Source organism: Kitasatospora sp. MBT63 (assembly GCF_000710465.2).
Lineage (GTDB): Bacteria > Actinomycetota > Actinomycetes > Streptomycetales > Streptomycetaceae > Kitasatospora.
This window is the reverse complement of the sequence record NZ_JAIZ01000686.1, coordinates 12,331-33,263: the sequence shown is the minus strand read 5'-3', so window position 1 is coordinate 33,263 and position 20,933 is coordinate 12,331. Positions and strand designations below refer to the sequence as shown.

The 20,933-nt window shown below is 71.2% G+C and carries 20 protein-coding genes and 1 pseudogene; 2 read left to right on the top strand and 19 right to left on the bottom strand.

Features of this window, described 5'->3' with window-relative positions; translation table 11 throughout:
- Nucleotides 1-337: 337 nt before the first annotated feature.
- Nucleotides 338-919, top strand: a complete 582-nt coding sequence (locus AA75_RS36120) for a murein hydrolase activator EnvC (RefSeq protein WP_233289334.1) — start codon at nucleotides 338-340, stop codon at nucleotides 917-919.
- Nucleotides 920-983: 64 nt separating this feature from the next.
- Here AA75_RS36120 and AA75_RS36115 read toward each other — a convergent pair whose 3' ends face one another.
- The 18 genes and pseudogenes from AA75_RS36115 to proS all read right to left on the bottom strand — a co-directional run bounded on the left by AA75_RS36115 (nucleotide 984) and on the right by proS (nucleotide 19,112).
- Nucleotides 984-1,574 carry a TetR/AcrR family transcriptional regulator gene (locus AA75_RS36115; RefSeq protein ID WP_033824631.1) on the bottom strand — a complete coding sequence of 197 codons (591 nt, stop codon included), beginning with the start codon at nucleotides 1,572-1,574 and terminating at the stop codon, nucleotides 984-986.
- Nucleotides 1,575-1,678: 104 nt separating this feature from the next.
- Entirely contained in the window at nucleotides 1,679-2,449 is a 771-nt protein-coding gene (gene whiG / locus AA75_RS36110) for an RNA polymerase sigma factor WhiG (RefSeq protein WP_051814044.1), read from the bottom strand.
- A 1,080-nt stretch (nucleotides 2,450-3,529) separates the two neighbouring features.
- A complete protein-coding gene (gene dprA / locus AA75_RS36100) occupies nucleotides 3,530-4,693 on the bottom strand; it encodes a DNA-processing protein DprA (protein WP_033824629.1) in 1,164 nt (387 codons plus the stop codon).
- 264 nt (nucleotides 4,694-4,957) lie between these two features.
- Nucleotides 4,958-6,610 (bottom strand): YifB family Mg chelatase-like AAA ATPase, encoded by a 1,653-nt coding sequence (locus tag AA75_RS36095; RefSeq protein ID WP_033824621.1) that lies wholly within the window; start codon nucleotides 6,608-6,610, stop codon nucleotides 4,958-4,960.
- A gap of 364 nt (nucleotides 6,611-6,974) precedes the next feature.
- Nucleotides 6,975-7,274, bottom strand: a pseudogene (locus AA75_RS48445) (YraN family protein); the annotation flags it as partial.
- A 185-nt stretch (nucleotides 7,275-7,459) separates the two neighbouring features.
- A complete protein-coding gene (locus AA75_RS36085; RefSeq protein WP_033824620.1) occupies nucleotides 7,460-7,786 on the bottom strand; it encodes a DUF2469 domain-containing protein in 327 nt (108 codons plus the stop codon).
- A gap of 56 nt (nucleotides 7,787-7,842) precedes the next feature.
- A complete protein-coding gene (locus AA75_RS36080; RefSeq protein WP_233289333.1) occupies nucleotides 7,843-8,310 on the bottom strand; it encodes an NUDIX hydrolase in 468 nt (155 codons plus the stop codon).
- A gap of 157 nt (nucleotides 8,311-8,467) precedes the next feature.
- On the bottom strand, nucleotides 8,468-9,154 hold the full coding sequence (gene lepB, locus AA75_RS36075) for a signal peptidase I (protein WP_051814042.1): 687 nt from the start codon (nucleotides 9,152-9,154) through the stop codon (nucleotides 8,468-8,470).
- A 313-nt stretch (nucleotides 9,155-9,467) separates the two neighbouring features.
- Complete coding sequence (lepB, locus tag AA75_RS36070; protein ID WP_149038581.1) at nucleotides 9,468-10,484, bottom strand: signal peptidase I; 1,017 nt, start codon at nucleotides 10,482-10,484, stop codon at nucleotides 9,468-9,470.
- A 303-nt stretch (nucleotides 10,485-10,787) separates the two neighbouring features.
- Nucleotides 10,788-11,837: a signal peptidase I gene (gene lepB, locus AA75_RS36065; RefSeq protein WP_082527083.1), complete on the bottom strand. Its 1,050-nt coding sequence runs from the start codon at nucleotides 11,835-11,837 to the stop codon at nucleotides 10,788-10,790.
- A complete protein-coding gene (gene lepB, locus AA75_RS36060; RefSeq protein WP_359888523.1) occupies nucleotides 11,821-12,459 on the bottom strand; it encodes a signal peptidase I in 639 nt (212 codons plus the stop codon). The genes lepB (AA75_RS36065) and lepB (AA75_RS36060) overlap by 17 nt, the downstream gene beginning before the upstream one ends.
- Before the next feature lie 469 nt (nucleotides 12,460-12,928).
- Nucleotides 12,929-13,279: a 50S ribosomal protein L19 gene (gene rplS / locus AA75_RS36055; RefSeq protein WP_033824618.1), complete on the bottom strand. Its 351-nt coding sequence runs from the start codon at nucleotides 13,277-13,279 to the stop codon at nucleotides 12,929-12,931.
- A 154-nt stretch (nucleotides 13,280-13,433) separates the two neighbouring features.
- Complete coding sequence (gene trmD / locus AA75_RS36050; protein ID WP_033824617.1) at nucleotides 13,434-14,333, bottom strand: tRNA (guanosine(37)-N1)-methyltransferase TrmD; 900 nt, start codon at nucleotides 14,331-14,333, stop codon at nucleotides 13,434-13,436.
- Between the two features lie 5 nt (nucleotides 14,334-14,338).
- Nucleotides 14,339-14,986, bottom strand: a complete 648-nt coding sequence (rimM, locus tag AA75_RS36045) for a ribosome maturation factor RimM (RefSeq protein ID WP_033824616.1) — start codon at nucleotides 14,984-14,986, stop codon at nucleotides 14,339-14,341.
- Nucleotides 14,987-15,273: 287 nt separating this feature from the next.
- A complete protein-coding gene (locus tag AA75_RS36040; RefSeq protein WP_033824615.1) occupies nucleotides 15,274-15,513 on the bottom strand; it encodes an RNA-binding protein in 240 nt (79 codons plus the stop codon).
- Nucleotides 15,514-15,515: 2 nt separating this feature from the next.
- Entirely contained in the window at nucleotides 15,516-15,944 is a 429-nt protein-coding gene (gene rpsP / locus AA75_RS36035) for a 30S ribosomal protein S16 (RefSeq protein WP_033824614.1), read from the bottom strand.
- Nucleotides 15,945-16,579: 635 nt separating this feature from the next.
- On the bottom strand, nucleotides 16,580-17,158 hold the full coding sequence (locus tag AA75_RS36030) for a hypothetical protein (RefSeq protein WP_033824613.1): 579 nt from the start codon (nucleotides 17,156-17,158) through the stop codon (nucleotides 16,580-16,582).
- A gap of 541 nt (nucleotides 17,159-17,699) precedes the next feature.
- Nucleotides 17,700-19,112: a proline--tRNA ligase gene (proS, locus tag AA75_RS36025; RefSeq protein ID WP_033824612.1), complete on the bottom strand. Its 1,413-nt coding sequence runs from the start codon at nucleotides 19,110-19,112 to the stop codon at nucleotides 17,700-17,702.
- Between the two features lie 257 nt (nucleotides 19,113-19,369).
- On the opposite strand from proS, the gene AA75_RS36020 reads away from it, so the two are divergent.
- The gene (locus tag AA75_RS36020; protein ID WP_033824611.1) at nucleotides 19,370-20,212 is read left to right on the top strand and encodes a class I SAM-dependent methyltransferase; all 843 of its coding nucleotides are present in this window, start codon (nucleotides 19,370-19,372) and stop codon (nucleotides 20,210-20,212) included.
- A gap of 134 nt (nucleotides 20,213-20,346) precedes the next feature.
- Here AA75_RS36020 and AA75_RS36015 read toward each other — a convergent pair whose 3' ends face one another.
- A complete protein-coding gene (locus AA75_RS36015; protein WP_199520497.1) occupies nucleotides 20,347-20,880 on the bottom strand; it encodes a GNAT family N-acetyltransferase in 534 nt (177 codons plus the stop codon).
- Between the last annotated feature and the right edge of the window lie 53 nt (nucleotides 20,881-20,933).

Below are 20,933 nucleotides of genomic sequence, written 5' to 3'. Positions count from 1 at the left end.
GCGGGCGCTTGATCGTGGGGACCGGGCACCTTCACCCGAGTGGGGGACGCGAGTTATCCACAGGCCGGGGTTGTCCACAGGAATCGGGGTGGGTCTGTGCAGAACATCCAGCTGTCGGGAAGCTCGCTCCATGACCGGCACCCTGCTCACGCCCGCCCTCGCCCCGACCACAGGCACCCGCCCGCCGATGCCGCCGCCCGCGCCCGACCGGCGTTGGCGGGCAGCCTTGGTGGCGCTGTTACTGACCGCCGCGGTGCTGGCCCTCCCCGGACAGCCTCGGACTGCCCGGGCGGTCCTGGACCGCTCCCCCGACCTAACGGCGCCCTGGGCCGGAGCGATGGCGCTCGGACCGTTGACGCGCGGGCCGGTGGTGCCCGGGTGGATGGCGCTCGGGTGGGTCGCCGCGGGGGTGGTTCCCACGGGGGTGGTCCCGCTCGGGGCGACCGGGTCCGGGCGCGCATGGCCGGTCGGCGGGCGGTCGGGCCTGCTCCGGGGCTTCGACGCGCCCTCGGCCCCGTGGACTGCCGGGCATCGCGGCGTCGACCTCGACGCGACCACCGGGGTGGCGGTACGCGCTGCGGCGCCCGGCGTGGTGGCGTTCTCGGGGATGGTGGCAGGCCGCCCGGTGGTCACCCTGCAGCATCCCGGCTCGGGTAACCCGCCGCTGCGGACGACATACCTTCCGGTATCCGGCACGGTGCCGGTCGGAACGGCGGTGTCGGCGGGCGAGGTCATCGGCACGGTGACCGATGCGGCCGCGAGCGGTGCGGAGGGCCACTGCCCAGCGGTCTGCGTGCACTGGGGTCTGCTGCGCGGCGACCGCTATCTCGATCCACTGGCACTGTTCGGTGCGGGCCGGGCCCGCCTGCTACCGCTGAAGGCCCCACCGACACCGGCACCCGGGTCCGCCACGGGCTGACGACCTGCGCCTGGGCCTTCGCGGCGACGCCGACTGCCGCCGGAGGATCGGCCCCGGACCCGGCTCAGCCTGCGGTCAAGCCTCGCAGCGCGAGGGACACAGCTGCATCCGCAACCTCGGATTCCGCGCACTCGGAGCCGGCCGTCGCCGGACAGGCGCCCGCCGCCATCCGTTCCTGCTGGCGCACCGCCGCCTCGACCACACCCTGGAGCAGGGCCGCGGCAAGCTTCGGCTGAGCGTGCCCGAGTTCCTCCAGTGCCTGCAGCACCAGCCGCACCACCCCGGTGTGGGCAGCCCGGATCCGCTCACGTGACGCATCGTCCAGTTCCAGCTCGGAGATGGCCACCACGGCGCGGTGCCGGGGGTCAGCGGCGAGCGCCAACTGGCCTCGGACGTACGCCTCGACCCGGGCCTCCGCCGTATCGCAGGCCGCCATGCCCGCCTCGATCTCGGCCACCCAGAGCGGCAGGTCCTCCTCGCACAGCGCCTCGATCACGGCGGCCCGCGAGCGGAAGTACTCGTACACCGACGAGCGGGCGAGCCCCGTCCGGGCGGCGAGCGCCGGAAAGGTCAGGGCCTCTCCCCCGCCCTCGGTCAGCAGGGAGCGCGCAGCGTCCAGGAGGGCTGCTCGTTGCAACTGGCGATGCGCGGCCACCGTCGCCGCTCGGATCTTCGGCACGCTACAACTCTACGAAGCCCGGCCCGCTCCCGGTACGGTGCCGCGCACTTCCGGCCCGGCCGAGCACCGTCGGCCCGACGTCACCGCATGTCGGAGAGCTTGGCGCGCAGCTGGAGCACGGACTTGGTGTGGATCTGGCTCACCCGGCTCTCCGTTACGCCGAGGACCTGACCGATCTCGGCCAGGGTCAGCCCCTCGTAGTAGTAGAGCGTCACCACCGTCTTCTCCCGCTCGGGGAGCGTGTTGACTGCTGTCGCCAGCAGGCGCCGCAGCTCGCGGTCCTCCGCGACCTCCACCGGGTTGTCGGCCCCGGTGTCTTCCAACGTGTCCACCAGGCTGAGCCGGTCACCGGCCTCGCCTGCCGGGTGGAGCAACTCGTCCAGGGCCACGACGTTGGCGAGCGAGAGCTGGCTGAAGATCGTACGCAGATCATCCAGCGTGATACCCATCTCGGCGGCCACCTCGGGCTCGTGCGGTGTACGACGCAGCCTCGCTTCCAAGGTGGCATAGGTCCGCTCGACCGCCTTGGCCTTCTGCCGGACGGATCTCGGGATCCAGTCCAGCGCTCTCAGCTCGTCGATGATCGCGCCGCGGATCCGGCTGATGGCATACGTCTCGAACTTGATCGCCCGGTCGATGTCGAACTTCTCGATCGCATCGATCAGCCCGAACACACCCGAGGAGACGAAGTCCGCCTGCTCCACGTTGGCAGGCAGTCCCACGCTGACCCGGCCGGCCACGTACTTGACCAAGGGTGAGTAGTGCAGGATCAGTTGCTCACGCAGCCGAGGGTCGGCGCTCTCCTTGTACGTGCGCCACAGCTTCTCCAGCGCGCTCCGCTCGGCCGCCACGGGGAGGGACTTGGCCTTGCCCGTGGGAGCCTGCGGCGGCGCCGACTCGGGCAGCACGGACTGGGGCGGCGGCGGCTGGGGCGTCTGCTGCGGCACCGGTTGAGACACCGATTGGGACACCAACGGCAACGGCTGGGGTGGTGTCCCCGGAAGCACCGGATCTACGGAGGCCGAGGATTCCGCGGCTGAACGCGACCGGGCCTGCTGCCCGAGCGCCGGTGCCGGTGCCGGTGCCGGTGCCGGTGCCGGTGCCGGTGTCGGTGTCGGTGTCGATGCCGGTGTCGGTGTCGGTGTCGATGCCGGTGTCGGTGTCGGGGCAGGGGTTGAGGCAGGGGTTGAGGCGAGGGTTGGGGACGGAGCAGCGGGGGGAGCCGGAGCAGCCGGATGTGGTGACTGCGGTGCGTCCTCGGAGCCCTTGTGGGACCCCGGCGCGGGCGGAGGTGAGGGTGTGGACGTGGGTGAGGGCGCGGGCGCGGGCCGGGGAGGGCCGGGCGCTGGTCCTGACTGCGGAGTGACACGCGCCCTGCTCACTGGTGGGGCACCGGGCAGATCGGCCCCCGAACCGGAAGCCTTGGACAGACCGGAAGCCTCGGACGCTTGAGACACCGGGTCCGGTCTGACCACGGCATGGCGTCCCGCCATCTGGTCCGGCCCAGTGGGGCGACTGGCAGCCATGCCCTGCGGGCCCGGGGGACGGACGACCTGGCGAGCCAGCCCCAGTACCGCCGGGGCCTTCGGCTGCTGCTCGGCCGTGGGGCGCGTTTCGGCCACCGTCCCTTCCGAGGGCCGAGCGTCAGCGGGCACCCGGTGTCCGGGGCGGTGTGTGGGCATGCGTTGGTTTGCGCCGTTCTGCCGAGTCCTGTGCTGATGGGGAAGCCAGATGCGAGCGTAGCGTGATCGCATCACTGCATTGTGCTACCGCCACTCGGTCGTCCCTCGATCCGGTGGCGGATCCGGACGGGTGGGCGTGGCCTGTTCGTTGTCACGGCGCACAGAGACTCAACGACGCGCCGGCCGACCGGGCACTGCGCGACCGCTGCGGCGCGGTTACGCGGTCGCGTCCGGTCGGCCCGGCACCTGTCAGCGTCTTCCTACCAGCCTCCAGTGCGCGCCGTGTCGCTCGACGTGGCCGAGCGAGCTCAGCTCGTACAACCGTTGGAGGACTTCGTCCGTGGACAGCCCGGTCCGACGGGCGAGGCCCTCGACAGGGCTGCCGTCGGCGCTCGCGGGCACGGCATCGAGCACCTGGGCCGCGGGCGGCTCAAGGAGGTCTCGGGGCAGCACCGGCCCGGAACCGATCGGCGCAAGGTCCTCACCCATTGATCCGATCAGCTCCCCGATCTCGGCCGCGTCGGTGACCAAGGTGGCGGCACCACTGCGGATCAGGGCGTGGACGCCTGCGGAGAGTTCGGAGGTGACCGGACCGGCCACACCCATCGTGTGCCGGTTGAGATCCCGGGCGCGCCGCGCCGTGCTCAGCGCGCCGCTGCGGACCGCCGCTTCGACCACCACGGTGCCGCGGGTCAGCGCGGCGATCACTCGGTTCCGCAGCACGAAGCGGAAGCGGGTGGGGTGCTCTCCGGGTGGCAGTTCGCTGAGCAGGACGCCCTGTTCCGCGATGTTGCGGATCAGCTGGCTGTTGCCGGAGGGGTAGGCCACGTCGACACCACAGGCGAGCACTCCTATGGTGATCCCCCCGCCCGCGAGCGCGCCGCGGTGCGCAGCTGCGTCGATGCCGTACGCGGCGCCGGAGACGATCACCCAGCCTCGCTCGGCGAGCTGCGCGGAGATCTCCCCCGCCACATGCGCACCGTAAGCGGTGCAGGCCCGTGCGCCGACTACCGCAACGGAGCGCAGGGCCAGCAGACGCAACGATCCGGTCCCTCGTACCCAGAGGCCGACAGGGCGGGCTTCACCGAGGTCGTTCAACTGGGACGGCCACTCCGAGTCGCCCGGAATGATGAACCGTCCACCGGCGACAGCCACCCGATCCAGGTCGGCGTCAGGATCGACGGACGGAAGCCGCGCCCTGTACGCGGACAGTCGTGCTCCCCGGGAATCGATGGGACCGATCGGAGCGGGGTCGGACCGCCCGCTGATAATCCCCATCAACGCGACGGCACTCATCCTCGCGAGCCACCGTCCGATCACTGGGTCACCGGGCTCGATGAGCCGGGTGAGGGCGGCACGCGCTCGGCGTTCCTGGTCCGCGCTTAGCCGGGCGGCATCGGGTGGCCGGCCCATCTCCGGCCCGGTGGTCGTCTCGCAGCCGGGCTCGGTCATCACCTCACTTTCCGGTTCGTGGTCCGGGTCCATCGGTCGGGTCACCGCCGCCTCGGCTGCGGCTGTGCTGTGGTCTGTGGACTTGCGGGGGCGCCCCGTTTCCGAGCTCTCCGCCTCTGTGTTCACCTTGCCTCCTGACAGATCGGGGACGACAGCAGGTCCGCCAACTGGGGGTTCCGGCCAGGCCGGGAGCGAGCCTCGGCCGACGAAGGACGGCTCAGTGGCTCAGCTCTCGCTTCCCAGGTCGGTGTCGGGATCGCCGGGTCCATGGCTCACCCGGTCCGCCAGCGGGAGCCCTCGTTGCACCCCGGTGCGCAGCATCAGCGCCGTCCGAACGTCGAGCCGGCCGGGTTGGTTTCGGCCGGCGAGGTCGGCGACCGTCCAGGCCACCCGGAGCACCCGGTCGAGGCCTCGGGCTGTGAGCAGTCCTCGCTCCAGGTCCCGTTCGGCGTCCGCGAGCGCACCGGGCGCCACCCGCCACCGGCTGCGCAGCTCGTAGCCGGGGACCTCAGCATTGGTATGCCACGGCGTGTCCACGAGGCGGGCCGCTGCCCGTGCCCGGGCCTGCGCGACCCGCGCCGCCACTGCGCGGGTGCTCTCCGCAGGGCTGTCGGCGCCGAGCAACTCCGCGCGGGTCACGGACGCCACCTGGACCTGGAGGTCGACCCGGTCCAGCAGCGGGCCCGAGAGCCTCGCCTGGTAGCGGTTGACCATCGAAGGCGTGCACTCGCAGCCGCCGCCCCGCATCGAGTGGCGGCCGCAAGGGCACGGGTTCGCCGCGAGGCAGAGCAGGAACCGCGCGGGCAACCGCATGGAGCCCGCCGATCGGGCGATCATCACTTCCCCCGACTCCAGGGGCTGGCGCAGCGCGTCGAGGGTACGCACGGAGAACTCGGGCGCCTCATCGAGGAAGAGCACCCCTCGGTGAGCGAGAGAGACGGCGCCCGGCCTCGGAAGTCCGCTGCCTCCTCCGACGATCGCCGGCATCGTGGCAGAGTGGTGCGGCGCGCAGTACGGCGCCCTTGCGATGAGTGGGCGGCCCGGTGGCAGCAATCCGGCCACCGAGTGCACGGCAGTGACCTCCAGTGCCTCGGCCTGGGTCAGTGGGGGAAGCAGGCCCGGGAGCCGCTCGGCCAGCATCGTCTTTCCGGCTCCCGGCGGCCCCTTCAGGTACAGGTGGTGGCCTCCGGCGGCCGCGATCTCGAGTGCTCTGCGAGCCTCGTACTGCCCGGCCACATCGGCGAGGTCGGGCACCACCTCCCTCACGCCGCCCGGATCTCGCACTCCGATGCCGGGGAGGAGGAGGCCCGCCAGCATCGGGTCCGGCTGGCCTGCGGCGATGCCGGGTGCCTCGTCCGGCGGTGGTGCACCCGAGAGCACCGCGATCAGCTGACGCAGGCTGCGGACACCGAGCACCGTGACACCCGGCACGAGGGAAGCCTCTGCGGCGGTCTGCTCGGCCACGACGATCTGGCGGTAGCCGGCATCGGCGGCGGCCAACACGGCCGGCAGGACACCACGGACCGGTCGGACCTTTCCGTCCAGACCGAGCTCACCGATGATCAGCAGGTCCGCGATCGTCTCCGGGGGGAGCCGCTCGGCCGCTGCCAGGACCGCGCAGGCGACAGCCAGATCGAACCCGCTGCCGCCCTTCGGCACCGATGCCGGGCTGAGGCCGACCGTGAGCTTGCGCTGCGGCCAGGCCTCGCCACTGTTGACCACTGCTGCCCGGACCCGGTCGCGGGCCTCGCTGAGTGCCTTGTCCGGCAGCCCGACCAAGGCGAACGCGGCGACGCCCGGTTCGAGGTCGGCCTGGACTTCTACGACGACCCCGTCCACACCGACCAGCGCGACGGAGCAGGTGCGCGCGAACGCCATCTCAGATCGCCCCTCGCAGGTGCTCGACCTGCGCTGCGCCCTTGAACCGGTTGACCACGGCGACCAGGTCGATCCGTACGCCGCCGGGCGGCACGGGCGCGAGGAGGGTCTGGACCGGCCCCGGGGCGGGCGAGGCGGCCGCCGCCGCGGTCCGCCCTCCCGTGGGCCTGGCGGGGCTGCTGCGCTTGCGAGGCTTCCTGGACCGGCCCGAGGCCTTCGCCGGCTGGCCCGGCGGGTCGGGCGCATCACCGGACGTCGGTTCCTCCGGCGCCGGCCGAGGGATGTCCGTCACTGCGGGGCCTGCACGTTCGGTCCCGGGGGGATCAGTCCCGGGGGCATCCGCCCCGGGCCGGCCCGTCGCCACTGCTCGGACCAGTCGATCGAAGTGGATCGGCCAACGCTCGTCGAGCCATCGCTCGGCCAGGCGGCGCAAGCGGTCGGCTTTCGCCTGGTCGATGGCCTGGGTCGGGCTCTGGAAGCCGCGCTCGGAGCGGGTCTTCACCTCGCACACGGCGAGTGTGTCCCCGTCCAACGCGACGATGTCGAGCTCGCCCTCGGCGCAGCGCCAGTTCCGCTCCAGGATCCGCAGGCCGCCCTGGGTCAGCCAGCGGGCCGCGACCTCTTCCCCGTACCGACCGAGGCCGTTGTTGCCACTCTTCTGCACGGCAGTCACCTCCGAGGCAGGAGGTTGCCGGAGGGGGGCCGACACGGCCAGGGTGGAGCTATTTCCTGTGGATAACCAGGGCCTGTGGATAACCGAGGTCACTCACAGGAGTGAGAAACCACCTCAGCTCTGGACATCTCATGAGCGATGAGGTCAGTCTCGGTGCGGCCGGGGCGGCCGGCGGCTCAGTTGCCGAAGGTCGCGTCGTCGGAGGGCAGCTCAAGGTCGCTCTTCGCCAGCTCCTCGATGTTGACGTCCTTGAAGGTCAGCACCCGCACCTTGCGGACGAACCGGGCCGGCCGGTACATGTCCCAGACCCAGGCATCCGCCATCGACACCTCGAAGAACACCTCGCCCTGGACCGAGTGAACCTGCAGGTCGTAGTCGTTGGTGAGGTAGAAGCGCCGTTCTGTCTCGATCACGTACTTGAACAGACCGACGACATCCCGGTACTCCCGGTAGAGCTTGAGCTCCATCTCGGTCTCGTACTTCTCGAGGTCTTCGGCACTCATCCAAGCGTCCCCTCAACTCGTCACGTCCACCCCATTGTGGACCACGGCACCTGTTGTCAGAGCCTTACCGGCTGGTCCGGCGGACCAGCGGTGAACAGATGTTCCAGCAACCCGGCCAGCCCGGCCGGATAGACGACCTCGTCCGTCGCCCGCAGTTCCGCGAGCGTCCACCACCGCACGCCGAGCAGTGTCGCGTGCTCCTCCTCCCCGCTCCTGGACAGACCCAGGTCGGTCCGGCTGGTCCGGGCCAGGTGGAACCACTGTTCCTGCTCGAAATGCTGCCCTTGATAGGAGAAAGCAGTCGTGCCGTACGCCACCAGCGGTCCCAGCCGTACCTCGAACGGTCCGAGCTCCTCCGCGAGCTCGCGGAGAGCGGCGCTCTCAAGGTCTTCGCCGGGTTCCACTCCGCCGCCCGGGGTGATCCACCACTTGTCGTCCGGGACGGCGGGATCGGATCCGTGGAGCAGCAGGACCCGGTCCGCCCCGTCCAGCAGCAGAACCCTGGCCGCCCTGCGTCGGATCACCGGCACCGGGTACACCTCCGTCCTGCGGATCCGAGCCCGGCGACTGAGCGTGGCGCCGTGGCACTGGTTGCTGACCGCCCGGCCGCCCAGTCTGTCCCCGCCGCCCCCGTTGCGAACGGGGACGGGAAGGTGGGCTCGGGTACGGGCGCGGCTGAGGTCAACGCTTGCCGCGCCTCCTGGTCCAGCGGGCCAGCGACACGATCGAGCCGATCCCGGACGCCAGCACCACCAGGGAGACGCCTACCACCATTGCGTACACCGCCGGTCGCAGCGGCCCCGGTCCGTGCGCGGTCGGTGCGCCGATGCTGTCGAAGGCCGAGGTGCGCTTGTGCACCCCGGTCCGCGCGATCGGCAGGACCGTCGCCTCTACGCGCGCCTTCACGGCAGAGGCGGCCACCGTGCCCGAGGCGATCTCCAGGTGGCTGCGCGAGTCCAGCGAGTTGGCCCGGAAGTCGCCCATGAGGAAGAGTCTGCCCGCCGGCACGGTGATGCTGAACGGGTCACCGGGTCCGGTGCCCTGGTTGAGGTAGGGCTCGTCGATCGCAACGCCGTTGACGGTGAGCCGCTGCCCGTTGTCGCAGCAGGCCACCGTGTCACCGCCGACTGCGACAACGCGCTTGATCAGCTCGGCGTTTCCCCAGACCGGGTCCTGAAAGATCACGATGTCGCCGCGGCCGACGGCGCCACCGTCGACCTTGCGGGCCAGCACCGTCTCACCGACCTCGATGGTCGGGGTCATCGAAGCGCTGGGGATCCGGTACGGCCGGTAGTCCACGGCGATCACGGCGAAGCCGACCACCAGCATCACGAAGCCGAGGGCGATCACCGCCCCCTGCAGCACCACAGCCTTGCTCCGCCGCGGCCGGGAAGCCGCCGGCGCGGTCGCCGCACGCTCCGCCACACTGCTCATCGCCATCAACCCCATCTGTTCGGCCCGCCGCGTGGGCCCGACCGGTGCCGGGAGCAAACATCGCACCCGCTGTCGGACTCACCTCCGATCGGCCGATGCCGGGAAGCGGAGCGCCACCACAGCCCCCGAAAGACTCGCGGGCCACGGCACGTGCGAGCAGATTACTCACGAGTACCGAGGCCCGCGCAAGAGTCGGCCACAGATCAGCGTCGTTCCGGCCGAAGTCGCTCGGCAGGAGATTGGCCGGTCAACGCCGCCGGCGCAGCCACCACACGGCGGGCAGCGCAGCTGCCGCCCCGGCCAGCGGGGGTGCCAGCGGTCCCGCCGCCGACAGGCCCTTCTGGTCGAAGGTCTCGGGCACCGGGAGAGTCGCCCAGTCCCCGACGGGCCATGCGACGACGAAGGCGCGGCCGACCACGTTCTCCACCGGCACCGTGCCGCCACCGGGCTGGTCCTGGTGGTAACGGGAGTCGAGCGAGTTGCCGCGGTGGTCACCCATCACCCAGATACGGCCCTCGGGGACCTTGACCGGCCCGAACGGCTTCTCACCGCAAGGAGTGTTTCCCGGGTAGATGTACGGCTCGTCGAGTGCGATGCCGTTCACCTTGACCGGACCGCTGCCCTCGCACTCGACCGTGTCGCCCCCGACCGCGATGACCCGCTTGATCAGGTCCTTCTCATTGCTGGACGGCATCAGGCCGATGAAGCTGAACACGTCCTGGACGCCTCGGACGAGAGCGCTGTCGCTCCGCTTCGGCGCTTCGTCGTTCAGCCAACCGCCCGGGTCCTGGAAGACCACGACCTCGCCGCGCTTGGGCTCGGCGCCGAACCAGGGAGTCAGCTTGTCGACCAGCACCCGGTCACCGACCTGCAGGGTGTTCTCCATGGATCCTGACGGGATGGAGAAGGCCTGAACGAAGAAGGTCTTGATGACCAGGGCCAGGATCAGCGCGATGCCGATCAGGATCGGCAGCTCCTTCAGGAAGGACCGCTGCTTCTGGGGGTTCGACGCAGGCGTACCGCCCTCGTCGTCACCGCCTCCGCCCTTGCCGTTGCCGGCGCCGCTGTCGTCCGACCCACCGGGTGCCCCGGCCTCGAAACCGTCCGCGCCGCCCTGACTGTCAGCCGGACCGCCCTGCCGCGAAGCCGTACCGGCCCCCGCGGATTCGGCGGACGGCTCGGCGTCGGCCGACCGGACCCCACGGCCCCCGGCGCCCTCGGGCTCCGGGGCGCCCGAGCGGGCACCGATCACCAGATCCCCCACGACATCTCCTCCCTGCTGTGCGGACGCCCGTGCGCCCGCGTTCACCAGTGCCGCACAGCGGGCACCACGTTGCGTGATCGACCGTCAACCCGCCTCAGAACTGCCCGATGGGGACACTCCTGACACCAGCGCAGCCTTGGGGACGACCGGGCAGCACACCGGACGATGCGGCATCGAACGATACGGCACCGAACGGCCGACACCCGGTACTCCAGCACTTCTCTATCACTCCCGGTCGACGCGCCGGTGCTCCCACACGGCGGTCCGGCAGATCGGCGGGGCCACCGCCGATCACCTCCGGGTCTACTGCCGTCGGCGCACGAGGACCGGAAGAACGCCCAACACACCCATAACGAGCGGAGGTTCCGCAGGATCCGGCCGGCCGGGAGGCAATTGGGAGCCGGGGACACCGACGGCCACCGGCGCTTCCCCGCGCCCGGCGGCGACCGGACGGGTCGGCAAGGAGGAGAGTGATGTCGGTGCACCGAGTTGACCGACCCGCGACACCGGCCAGGCGATCATGAAGGCCCGGCCCACGACGTTGCTGATCGGAATCGTGCCGTTCCCCGGATTGGCCATGTGGAAGCGGGAGTCCGCCGACAGGTCGCGGTGGTCACCCATCACCCACAGCCGGCCCGCCGGAACCGTCACCTTGAACGGCTGCCGGGACGGCGCGTTCCCGGCAGCGATGTACGGCTCGTCGAGCGGGGTGCCGTTGACGCTCAACCGGCCCTGCTCGTCGCAGCATTCGACCGTGTCGCCGGGCAGCCCGATGACCCGCTTGATCAGGTCGCCGTTGTCGGACGGGATCAGCCCCACCGTGGCCAGAGCGGACTTCACCCGGCGCATGACCGGGCCGTCGGTGGAGCGTGCGTGGTCCTGTTCGAGCCAGCCGCCGGGGTCCTGGAACACCACCACATCACCGCGGCCCGGCTCACTGCCGAACCACGGCGTCAGCCGGTCGACCAGTACCCGGTCGCCCACCTGGATGGTCTGCTCCATCGAGCCGGAGGGGATCACGAACACCTGGACGAGGAAGGTCTTCAGGATGACAGCGATGATCAGGGCCACCACTGCGATCAACGGCAGCTCGCGCAGCAGTGACCGGCGCCTGCGGCGGGCCGCGCGCTGGGCCGTCCGACGACGCTCCGCCCGGCCACGGACGGGTGCCGGGGACGACGCCGTCCGGGCGGCCCCCCGAGAGGCCCCCCAGGAGGGACCGGAATCGTCGTAAACGGTGTAGTCGCCGTACTCGTCCGGCCCCGCAGGTCCGTAGCCGGGTTCGGTACCGGTGCTGGAACCGGCACCGGATATCGGCCCGTCGGTCACCTTTCCCCTACCCCTGGTCCCCATGTGCGGTGGTCCCCCCAATCGCCGAGAAGCCGGAAGGCCGGTCGAGAGACGTCCACCGCCCCACCGGATACACCACCCAGTCCGCCTTGCCGATCACCTTCTTTTCAGGGACGGTACCGCCACCGGGCTCGCCGAGGTGATCCCTGGAATCCCTGGAGTCACTCCGGTGGTCGCCCATCACCCAGAGTTTCCCGGCCGGCACGACCACGTCGAAGGCCACGGTCGAGGGGGCGTCGCCGGGAGCGAGGTAGTCGGACTCGTCGAGGGGCACACCGTTCACCCGGAGGCGGCCGTCCGCCCCGCAGCAGGTCACCCGGTCACCGCCTACACCGATCACCCGTTTCACGAAGACCGAGTTCCCGGTCGGCACCAGGCCGAGTTCGGCAAGCATCTTGCGCGGCTGCGCCGGCTCGGCCGCGTACGGAAGGAAGGAACCCGTCCCGTCGAACACGATGACGTCCCCGCGCTGCACCTTGCCGCCGAAGGCATAGGCAAGGCGGTTCACCACGAGCCGGTCGCCTGGCTGCAGAGTGTTCTCCATCGACTCCGACGGCACCGCGAACGGGCGCGCCACGAAGGCGTTGACCAGCAACAGCGTCACCACGCAGACGCCGAGGACCAACAGCAGGTCCCGGGAGAGCGCCCGCCGCGCCGCGGTCCGGCGACCGGCCGGGCCGGTACTGTCCGCTGTCCCGTCCACGTCCCCAGCCGTCGGCTCGGACGTGGCAACCGCCACACCGTCCCCTGCGACCTGAGCCGCCGTTCCAGCGTGCGTGCCCGCACCAAGGCCGAGACCACCACCGCCACCACCGCCGCCAGCGCCGCCACCGCCAAGGCCAGGACCCGTGGCGGGCCCAATGGCAGGCCCAGGACCAGCACCGGTTCCAGTCCCCGCTTCGGGGTCGGCGACCGGGCCGGAAACGACCACGGACCGCGCCAGCGGGTCCGCACCTGGAGGTACGGGACTGCTGACGCGGTCCGTGGGTGGTTCGTGCGTGCTCATCGCGCTGAGCTTATCCCCACGGCACCAGCCGTGAAGAGAGCCCGGCACGACCCGAGCGGAAGCGGCTCCGGAGGCCGGAGCCGTCCGATCAGTTGTCGCGCTTCTCCTTGATCTTCGCGGCCTTGCCGCGCAGGTCACGGAGGTAGTACAGCTTGGCGCGGCGAACCGCACCGCGGGTCACGACCTCGATCTTCTCGACGACCGGGGTGTGCACCGGGAAGGTGCGCTCCACGCCGACGTTGAAGCTGACCTTGCGGACGGTGAAGGTCTCACCGACGCCGGCGCCGTGGCGACGGATGACGACGCCCTGGAAGACCTGGACACGGGAGCGGTTGCCCTCGATGACCCGGACGTGAACCTTCAGGGTGTCACCGGCGCGGAAGGCCGGGATGTCGGTACGCAGCGAAGCAGCGTCGACAGCAGCGAGCTTGTTGCTCATTTTGCTCTCCATCGCAGGCGCCACGGGCCGCCCACGGAAAATCGTCACAATGGGGTTTGCTGCGGGCCGCATCGGCTGGCGGTGATCCCCCCGCGGCGGGGGCACCGGTCCACGTGGCACCCCTCAGGGGCACCCAGCGACAGACAACAGTCGCCTATTCTTCCACAGCATCGGCCACGGACCGAAATCGGCCCGCCTCGCCGTCCCACCGCAGGCCGAGCACACTGAGGGCCTCCCGTTCCTTCTTGTCGAAGGCTCCGAGCTGCCAGCGATCCACCAGGTCGGGACGGTGCGCCAGGGTGCGGGCGAACGCCTGCTCCCGGCGCCAGCGGGCAATCTTGCCGTGGTGACCGCTGAGCAGCACCTCGGGGACCTCGCGGCCGCGCCACTCGGCGGGCTTGGTGTAGACGGGGCCCTCCAGCAGGTCGGCCATCGCCCCGGGGGCGAAGGAGTCGTCGCGGTGGGACTCGGCGTTGCCGAGCACTCCGGGCAGCAGCCGGGCGATGGCCTCGACCATCACCAGCACGGCCACCTCGCCCCCGGCCAGCACGTAGTCGCCGATCGAGGCCTCGACGACCGGCATCCGGGTCGCGGCCTCCTCGATGACGCGGCGATCGATGCCCTCGTACCGGGCGGGAGCGAAGGCGAGCCACGGACGCCCGGCGAGTTCCTGTGCGAGCTCCTGGGTGAACGGACGTCCGCTCGGCGTGGGGACGACCAGGGTCGGCACCTCACCCGCGGGCACTCCACCATCGCCGCTGCCTTCGCCAGCGCCGGCGGCAGCGCCAGCGTCGGCACCTTCCCCGCTCGCGAGGGCGTCCGCCCCCTGGGCGAGCACGGCGTCCAGCGCAGCGCCCCATGGTTCCGGCTTCATCACCATGCCGGGACCGCCCCCGTACGGGGTGTCGTCGACCGTACGGTGCACGTCAGTGGTCCACGACCGAAGGTCGTGCAGGTGGACGTCCAGCTGGCCGCGCGCCCGGGCCTTGCCCACCAGGGAGACGTTCAGCGGCTCCAGGTACTCGGGGAAGATCGTGATGACGTCGATCCGCATCCGGCTCACGCGGCGCCCCCGCCACCCTCGGTGCCGGCACCCTCGGTACCAGCACCCTCGGAGTCGGCACCCTCAAAGCCGGCAGCGCCGTCGGAACCTGCAGCACCGGCCGCCGTCTCCGGGCCGCCGGCCTCGTCGGCCTCGATCGGGTCGATCAGACCGGCGGGCGGGTCGATGACGGCCCGCTGGTTCTCCAGGTCGATCGTCGGCACGATCCGGGTGACGAAGGGCACCAGCACCTCCGTGCCGTCAGCCTTGGTGACGGTGAGCAGGTCCTGGTACGGCAGGTGGATCACCTCGGTGATCTCGCCGACCGGAGTCCCGTCGGTGAGCACGACATCCAGGCCGATGAGCTGGTGGTCGTAGTACTCCTCCGGGTCGTCCGGGGTCTCCTCAGGGTCCACCTCGGCGATCAGGACGGTGCCCCGCAGCGCCTCGGCGCCGTTGCGGTCCTTGACGCCGGCGAAGCGCAGCAGCAACCGGCCGCTGTGCACCTTGCCGGACTCGACGGTCAGCGGGCCGGCCGAGGCCGGGTCGGTGAGCAGGACCGCACCGGGACCGAGCCGGAGCTCCGGCTCATCGGTACGGACCTCGACGCTGACGTCGCCCTTGATGCCGTGGGCACGGCCGATCTTGCCGACGACGAGCTGCACGGTGATCGCTCTCCTGGTGTCGTGCACTGCTGGGCTGAGCAGCTGAGCAGAGGTGGAAGAAGAAGAAATGGAAGTCTTGCTGACCGGGAACCGGCCATCTCGGGCCCACGGGACCCCGGCCCGAGCTCCGGCCCCCGAGCCCTGAGCCCTGAGCCCCGAGGAGCCAAAAGCCGATAGCCGAGAGCCGAGAGCCGAGAATCGAAAGCCGAGAGCGCCTCGTGGAACGAGGAAGGGCCGGCCGGGACGACTAAGCGTCCCGGCCGGCCCAGAAACCTGACGGTCTAGTGTCAGCGAATGCTGTCCACGTCGACCAGGTCGACCCGGACGTTGCGACCGCCGAGGGCGCCGACCACGGTGCGCAGCGCGCGCGCCGTGCGACCGCCACGGCCGATCACCTTGCCGAGGTCATCGGGGTGCACGCGCACCTCGATGGTGTGGCCCCGACGCAGCTGGCGCGAACGCACCTGCACCTCGTCGGGGTGCTCGACGATGCCCTTCACCAGGTGGTCGAGGGCTTCCTCGATCACGCTCAGGCCTCGGTGGAAGCGGCCTCGGCCTCGTCAGCCTTGTCCGCCTTCTTGGCCTTCGGGGTGATGGCGACACCGGTGGTGGCGTCCTCGAAGCCGGCGACGGCCTTCGCGAAGAGGTGCGAGAAGTCCTCGACCTTGGGCTCGGCGACCTTCAGCGGCGCCGGGGCCGGCAGGCCCTTGAACTTCTGCCAGTCGCCGGTCAGCTTGAGGATGGCGAGGACGGGCTCGGTCGGCTGGGCGCCGACGGACAGCCAGTACTGGGCGCGGTCGGTGTCGACCTCGATCTTCGAGGGGTTGTAGGTCGGCTGGTAGATGCCGATCTCCTCGATCGCGCGGCCGTCACGCTTGGTGCGCGAGTCGGCGACGACGATGCGGTAGTGCGGGGAGCGAATCTTGCCGAGACGCTTGAGCTTGATCTTGACTGCCACGGGAGTGGATTCTCCTGGTGTTGACGTGGGTGAGCGACCACTGGCTCCGCGTGGGGTTGCGGGCCCGGCCGTTCAAGGGACACGCCAGCCGTAGGAGAGAGGGGTCCTGCTCGGCTGCCGAGTACTCAGCTGTCCATTCTGCCATACCGGGGCAGGTCGGCCCGACCGAGGGTCCCCGCCCCCGGTAGAGCCGAACAGCCACACGGCGGCAGTGGACAGCGGCCTCGGACAGTCGGCCGACTGGATCGCCCACCGGTCGGACCGGCCCGGCGCTGTCGCCCTCAAGTCGTACAGCCTCTGCTGCTACTGCAACTGCTTCGGTTCAGCCTCTGCGTCTGTGTCTGCGCCCGCGCGCAGCCACTACGGGTACTGCGGTGCTGCTGGTACTGCGGTACTGCTGTGCCGCTGTCCTTCGCCGCGCCCTCCGGAGCCGGTCCGGCCGGGCCGGGCTGTCGGCGGAGGTCACGCTCCGTGGTCTGCTGCCCGTCGCACCCGCCGAGGCCGGCGGTTGCGCACCCACCGCACGGGCAGGCGGCAGAGTACGGAGTACGAGCGCGGAGCGCGGTGTACCGGATCGCCGAGTAACGGTTACCGGGCACCGGGTACGGACCGCGGCGGTCGGTGTCGGCGCTGCGTTACGAGATCTTGAACGGCTGCTGGCAGGCACCGCAGACGATCGAGGCCTGGGCGAGCACCGAAGGAACCACCCGCACGTTCCGGCCACAACCGCAGACGGCCTTGACCCGCACGCCGCCACCCGACGAACCGTGCCGCGCGGCCGGGCCGCGGAACGCCCGGTGCCCGCCTTCGCCGGCCACGGCCAGCTGGTGGGCGCCCAGCGCGCGGTCGAGCCGCTCGATGGTGCTGGAGTAGCGGTCCCGGGTGTCGTTGAGCATGGTCACCTGGGAGAAGCCGCTACTGGCGTGCGGTTCCACCGGGTGGGCCAGCCCGAGCTCGGACGCGAGCATCAGGAAGCGCCTGTTGTGGTACCGGCCGGCCCGGGAGGTGTCGCGGATCTCGCGGGCGGCGGCCAGGCCGTGGGCGGCTTCGTGCAGCAGCCGCTCGAAGTCGAGCCGGGTGCCGCAGGCCGAGGAGGACTCACCGATCAGCGCCTCGGGCGAGGCCAGGTCGGGGAGGTCCTGGTGGTGGGCCTGGATGTCGCTCCAGGCGGCGGCCAGTTCGGCCGCCAGGACGAGAGGCTGTGTCGTGCTCACGCTGTACCAACGTTGGGAAGAGAGCCGGTGTTCCACGAGTTCCCGTTCGCGGGGAATTCCCAGGAAACTCTCAGGAATACACAGCTGTGCGCGAATTGCGCTGCTCGGATCTGACGCAAGACCAACCCCCTGCAACTCTCGGTCCGCCGGATTCGACGGACTCTCGGCTATCGCCCCAGGGCGCCGACGCCCGTTGGACGTACGGCCCGTGGCCTGACCGAAATTGACAGGGCCACGGGCCGTATACCGTACCGCTAGTTCAGCGCGACCGGCAGTTGACTGGTGAGTAGTCTCAGCAGAGAACACGGACGGGATGGCGAACGGCATTCGAACGGACGTCAACGGCCGTGGATACCGAAAAGTCCGACCGTGGAACAGGCCGAAGGACACCCCCGCCGAACCACCCGCCGAACCGTCGGACCACCGGAGCGGCCCGACCCCTCCGGCCGGGCCTCCGTCCGTGTGCCGGTGGGCCCGGACCGGTCGGTCCGGGCCCACCGGCTCGGGAGCCGGGCCGCGTCCGTGGACGCGGACCAGGATGTCAGTAGGCGCGGGCCACGATCGCGATGTTGCCGTCCTGGTCGTCGGTGGCCGGCACGGAGCCGTCGGCGGCGATGATGCAGCGCACCGAGACGCCCTGCTCGGCCAGCTTGGCCTCGCCCTCGGGGCCGAGCTCGGCCCAGGAGATCCGGCCCCAGCCGGTGGCGGCGGCCTCGACGGCCTCGTCCAGGTCCTTGACGTCGACGGTCCGGGACTCGCGGCGCTCGCGGGACTGGCGCAGCAGCAGCGCCTGGTCCTCCTCCAGGATCCCGGGCAGCAGTGCGGCCAGGGCGTCGACGGCCACCGGCTCCTTGCCGCCGGGGATGCGGCGGGCCAGCATGGCGGTGCCGTTCTCCAGGTCGCGCGGGCCGACCTCGATGCGCAGCGGTACGCCCTTGAGCTCCCAGTCGACGGCGCGGCGGCCGAACGGGGTGTCGGTGCGGTCGTCGACCACGACGCGGATGCCGACGGCCTCCAGCTGGGCGCCGATCTCGCGGACCTTGGCCAGCACCGCGTCGTCGCCCTTGATGGCGAGGACGACGGCCTGGACGGCGGCGAGCCGCGGCGGAACGCGCAGGCCGTTGTCGTCACCGTGGGACATGATCAGGCCGCCGACCATGCGGGTGGAGACGCCCCAGGAGGTCTGCCAGACGTGGTCGCGCTGGTCCCCGCCGGACAGGAAGGTGGTGTTGAAGGCCTTGGCGAAGTTCTGGCCCAACTCATGGCTGGTGCCCATCTGCAGGGCCTTGCCGTCGCCCATCATGGCCTCGAGCGTGAGGGTGTTGATCGCGCCGGCGAACCGCTCCTTGGCGGTCTTGCGGCCGAGCACCACGTCGATGCCCAGCACGTTGGTCATGAAGTCGCCGTAGACGTCGGTGTGGATCCGCGAGGCGTACTCACGCGCGTCCTCGTACGTGGCGTGGGCGGTGTGGCCCTCCTGCCAGAGGAACTCGGTGGTGCGCAGGAAGACGCGCGGGCGCAGCTCCCAGCGGACCACGTTGGCCCACTGGTTGATCAGCAGGGGCAGGTCGCGGTGGCTCTGGATCCACTTGGAGAAGTACTCGTTGATGATCGTCTCGGAGGTGGGCCGGACGACGACCGGCTCCTCCAGCTGCTTGCCGCCGCCGTGGGTGACGACCGCCAGCTCGGGGGCGAAGCCCTCGACGTGCTCGGCCTCCCGGGTCAGGTACGACTGCGGGATGAACATCGGGAAGTAGGCGTTCTGCGCGCCGGCCTTCTTGATCCGCGCGTCCATCTCCTGCTGCATCCGCTCCCACAGGCTGTAGCCGTACGGTCGGATGACCATGGTGCCGCGCACCGGACCGTTGTCGGCCAGCTCGGCCTTGTTGATGAGGTCCTGGTACCAGCGGGGGAAGTCGTCCGCCTGGGGGGTGAGAACGGGTGCCTTAGCCATGGGGCAGATGGTACGGGGACTCGGCCGCCGACTGTGAATCGGTTTACCTGCCGAACGGGCGGCCCGCGCGGACGGGACCCACCGGCGCATCCCACCGGCGCACCACCGCGGCGCGCGGATACCTGCTCGCACCCCTCTGGACGCCGGGCCCCGGCCGCTGTTCGCTGGATGCGGGGCGGGGTCGTCGGGGGGAGCTGTAGACACCGAAACAGACGCCGATGCAGACATCGGAATCCAGAACCGGATGGGAGTCCGCGATGGCTTCAGCGCACGTGGCCGGCACGACCGCACAGCGCCCCGACACCGACGGCACGGCGGGGTCGCACGGCCGGGCGCGGGACTGGGCGGAGATCCAGGAGCGCATGCTGGTACCGCTCTACCAGGCGGTCTACGAGCGGCTGGAGGTCGGTCCGGCCACCAGCGTGCTCAGTCTCGGGTGCCGGTCGGGCCTGGCCCTGCTGCTCGCCGAGGAGCGCGGGGCGCAGGTGTCGGGGCAGGAACCGGAGGCCGAGCTGAGGGAGCTCGCGGAGGGCCGCGGACTGCGGGTGCTGTCCGAGTCGGCGGGGGGTGGACGCGGTACCGGGCGTCTCACCCGGTCGGCGTACGGCATCCCCCGGGCGGCCCATTCGCTGGTCACCGTTTTCGAGCAGCTCCCCTACGTCCGTGACCCGGCCGCGCTGGTCGCCGAGGCGGCCGGCCTGACCCTCCAGGGCGGGCACCTGGTGCTCGCCTCGTGGGGCCCGGCCGAGCGCTGCGAGAGCGCGGGCGCGCTGGACGTCGCGCGCCGGCTGTCGGTGCGCAGTCGGGCCTACGCGCCGTTCGCGCTCGGCGGCCCTGGCGGGCTGGAGCAGCTGCTGAGCGGCGCCGGTCTACGGCCGGCCGGCAGCGGGCGGGTGAACTGCCCGTTCGCGTACCCCGATCCGGAGAGCGCGGTGCGCGGCATGCTGTCGACCGGCCTGTTCGACAGCGCGGTCGAGGACTCGGGGCCGACCCTGGTCCGCAAGGAGCTGGAGGAGGCGCTGCACCCGTACGTGCGGCCGGACGGCTCGGTGCGGATGGTCAACCTGTTCCGCTACGTGGTGGCCGAACAGCCGCACTGACAGCCCGACCGGCCCACCTGGCGCCCCGGACCCAGGCCCCGGCCGACGACCCCCGACCCCGGCCCAGGCCGACGGCGGCCGAGCGCGGGTCCGGGCGGCGGCCGGGCGGGTGTCCGCGTGGGGTCCGGGCCGGGTCAGCGGCCGTCCGGCCCGGCCGGGGGCCACTCCTCCGCCGTGAGGGCGAAGCGCTCGTGGTCCCGCCAGGCGCCGGCCAGGTAGAGCATCCGCGGGGTGAAGCCCTCGTGCCGGAACCCGAGCCTGCGGGCCAGGGCGATCGAGCGTTCGTTGTCGGGCTGGACGTTGATCTCCAGGCGGTGCAGGCCGAGGCCGCCCCGCTCGGGCGGGGTGAAGCAGCGCTCGACCACCAGCCGCATGCCCTCGGTCATCAGCCCGGTGCCGGCGAACGGCAGGTAGGAGTCGTAGCCGAGGGCGGCGTTGCAGAACCGGCCGAGCACGATGTTGGCGACGTTGCACTTGCCGACCAGGCCGCCGGTGGCGATGTCCTCGATCAGGTACGTCCGCAGCCCCGGTCCCTGACGCTCCAGCAGCTCCGGCAGCCCGTCCGGCTCGACCGGGTTCCAGCGGCCGATGTGGTCGGCGGACCGGCGCACCGCCTCGGCGTACGGTTCAGCGTCTGCGGGCCTCGGCGCCCGGATCCTCACTCGCATCGGACCATCATCGGCCATTCCCCGCGCCGCCGGGCGGGCGAGTTCCTAGCACG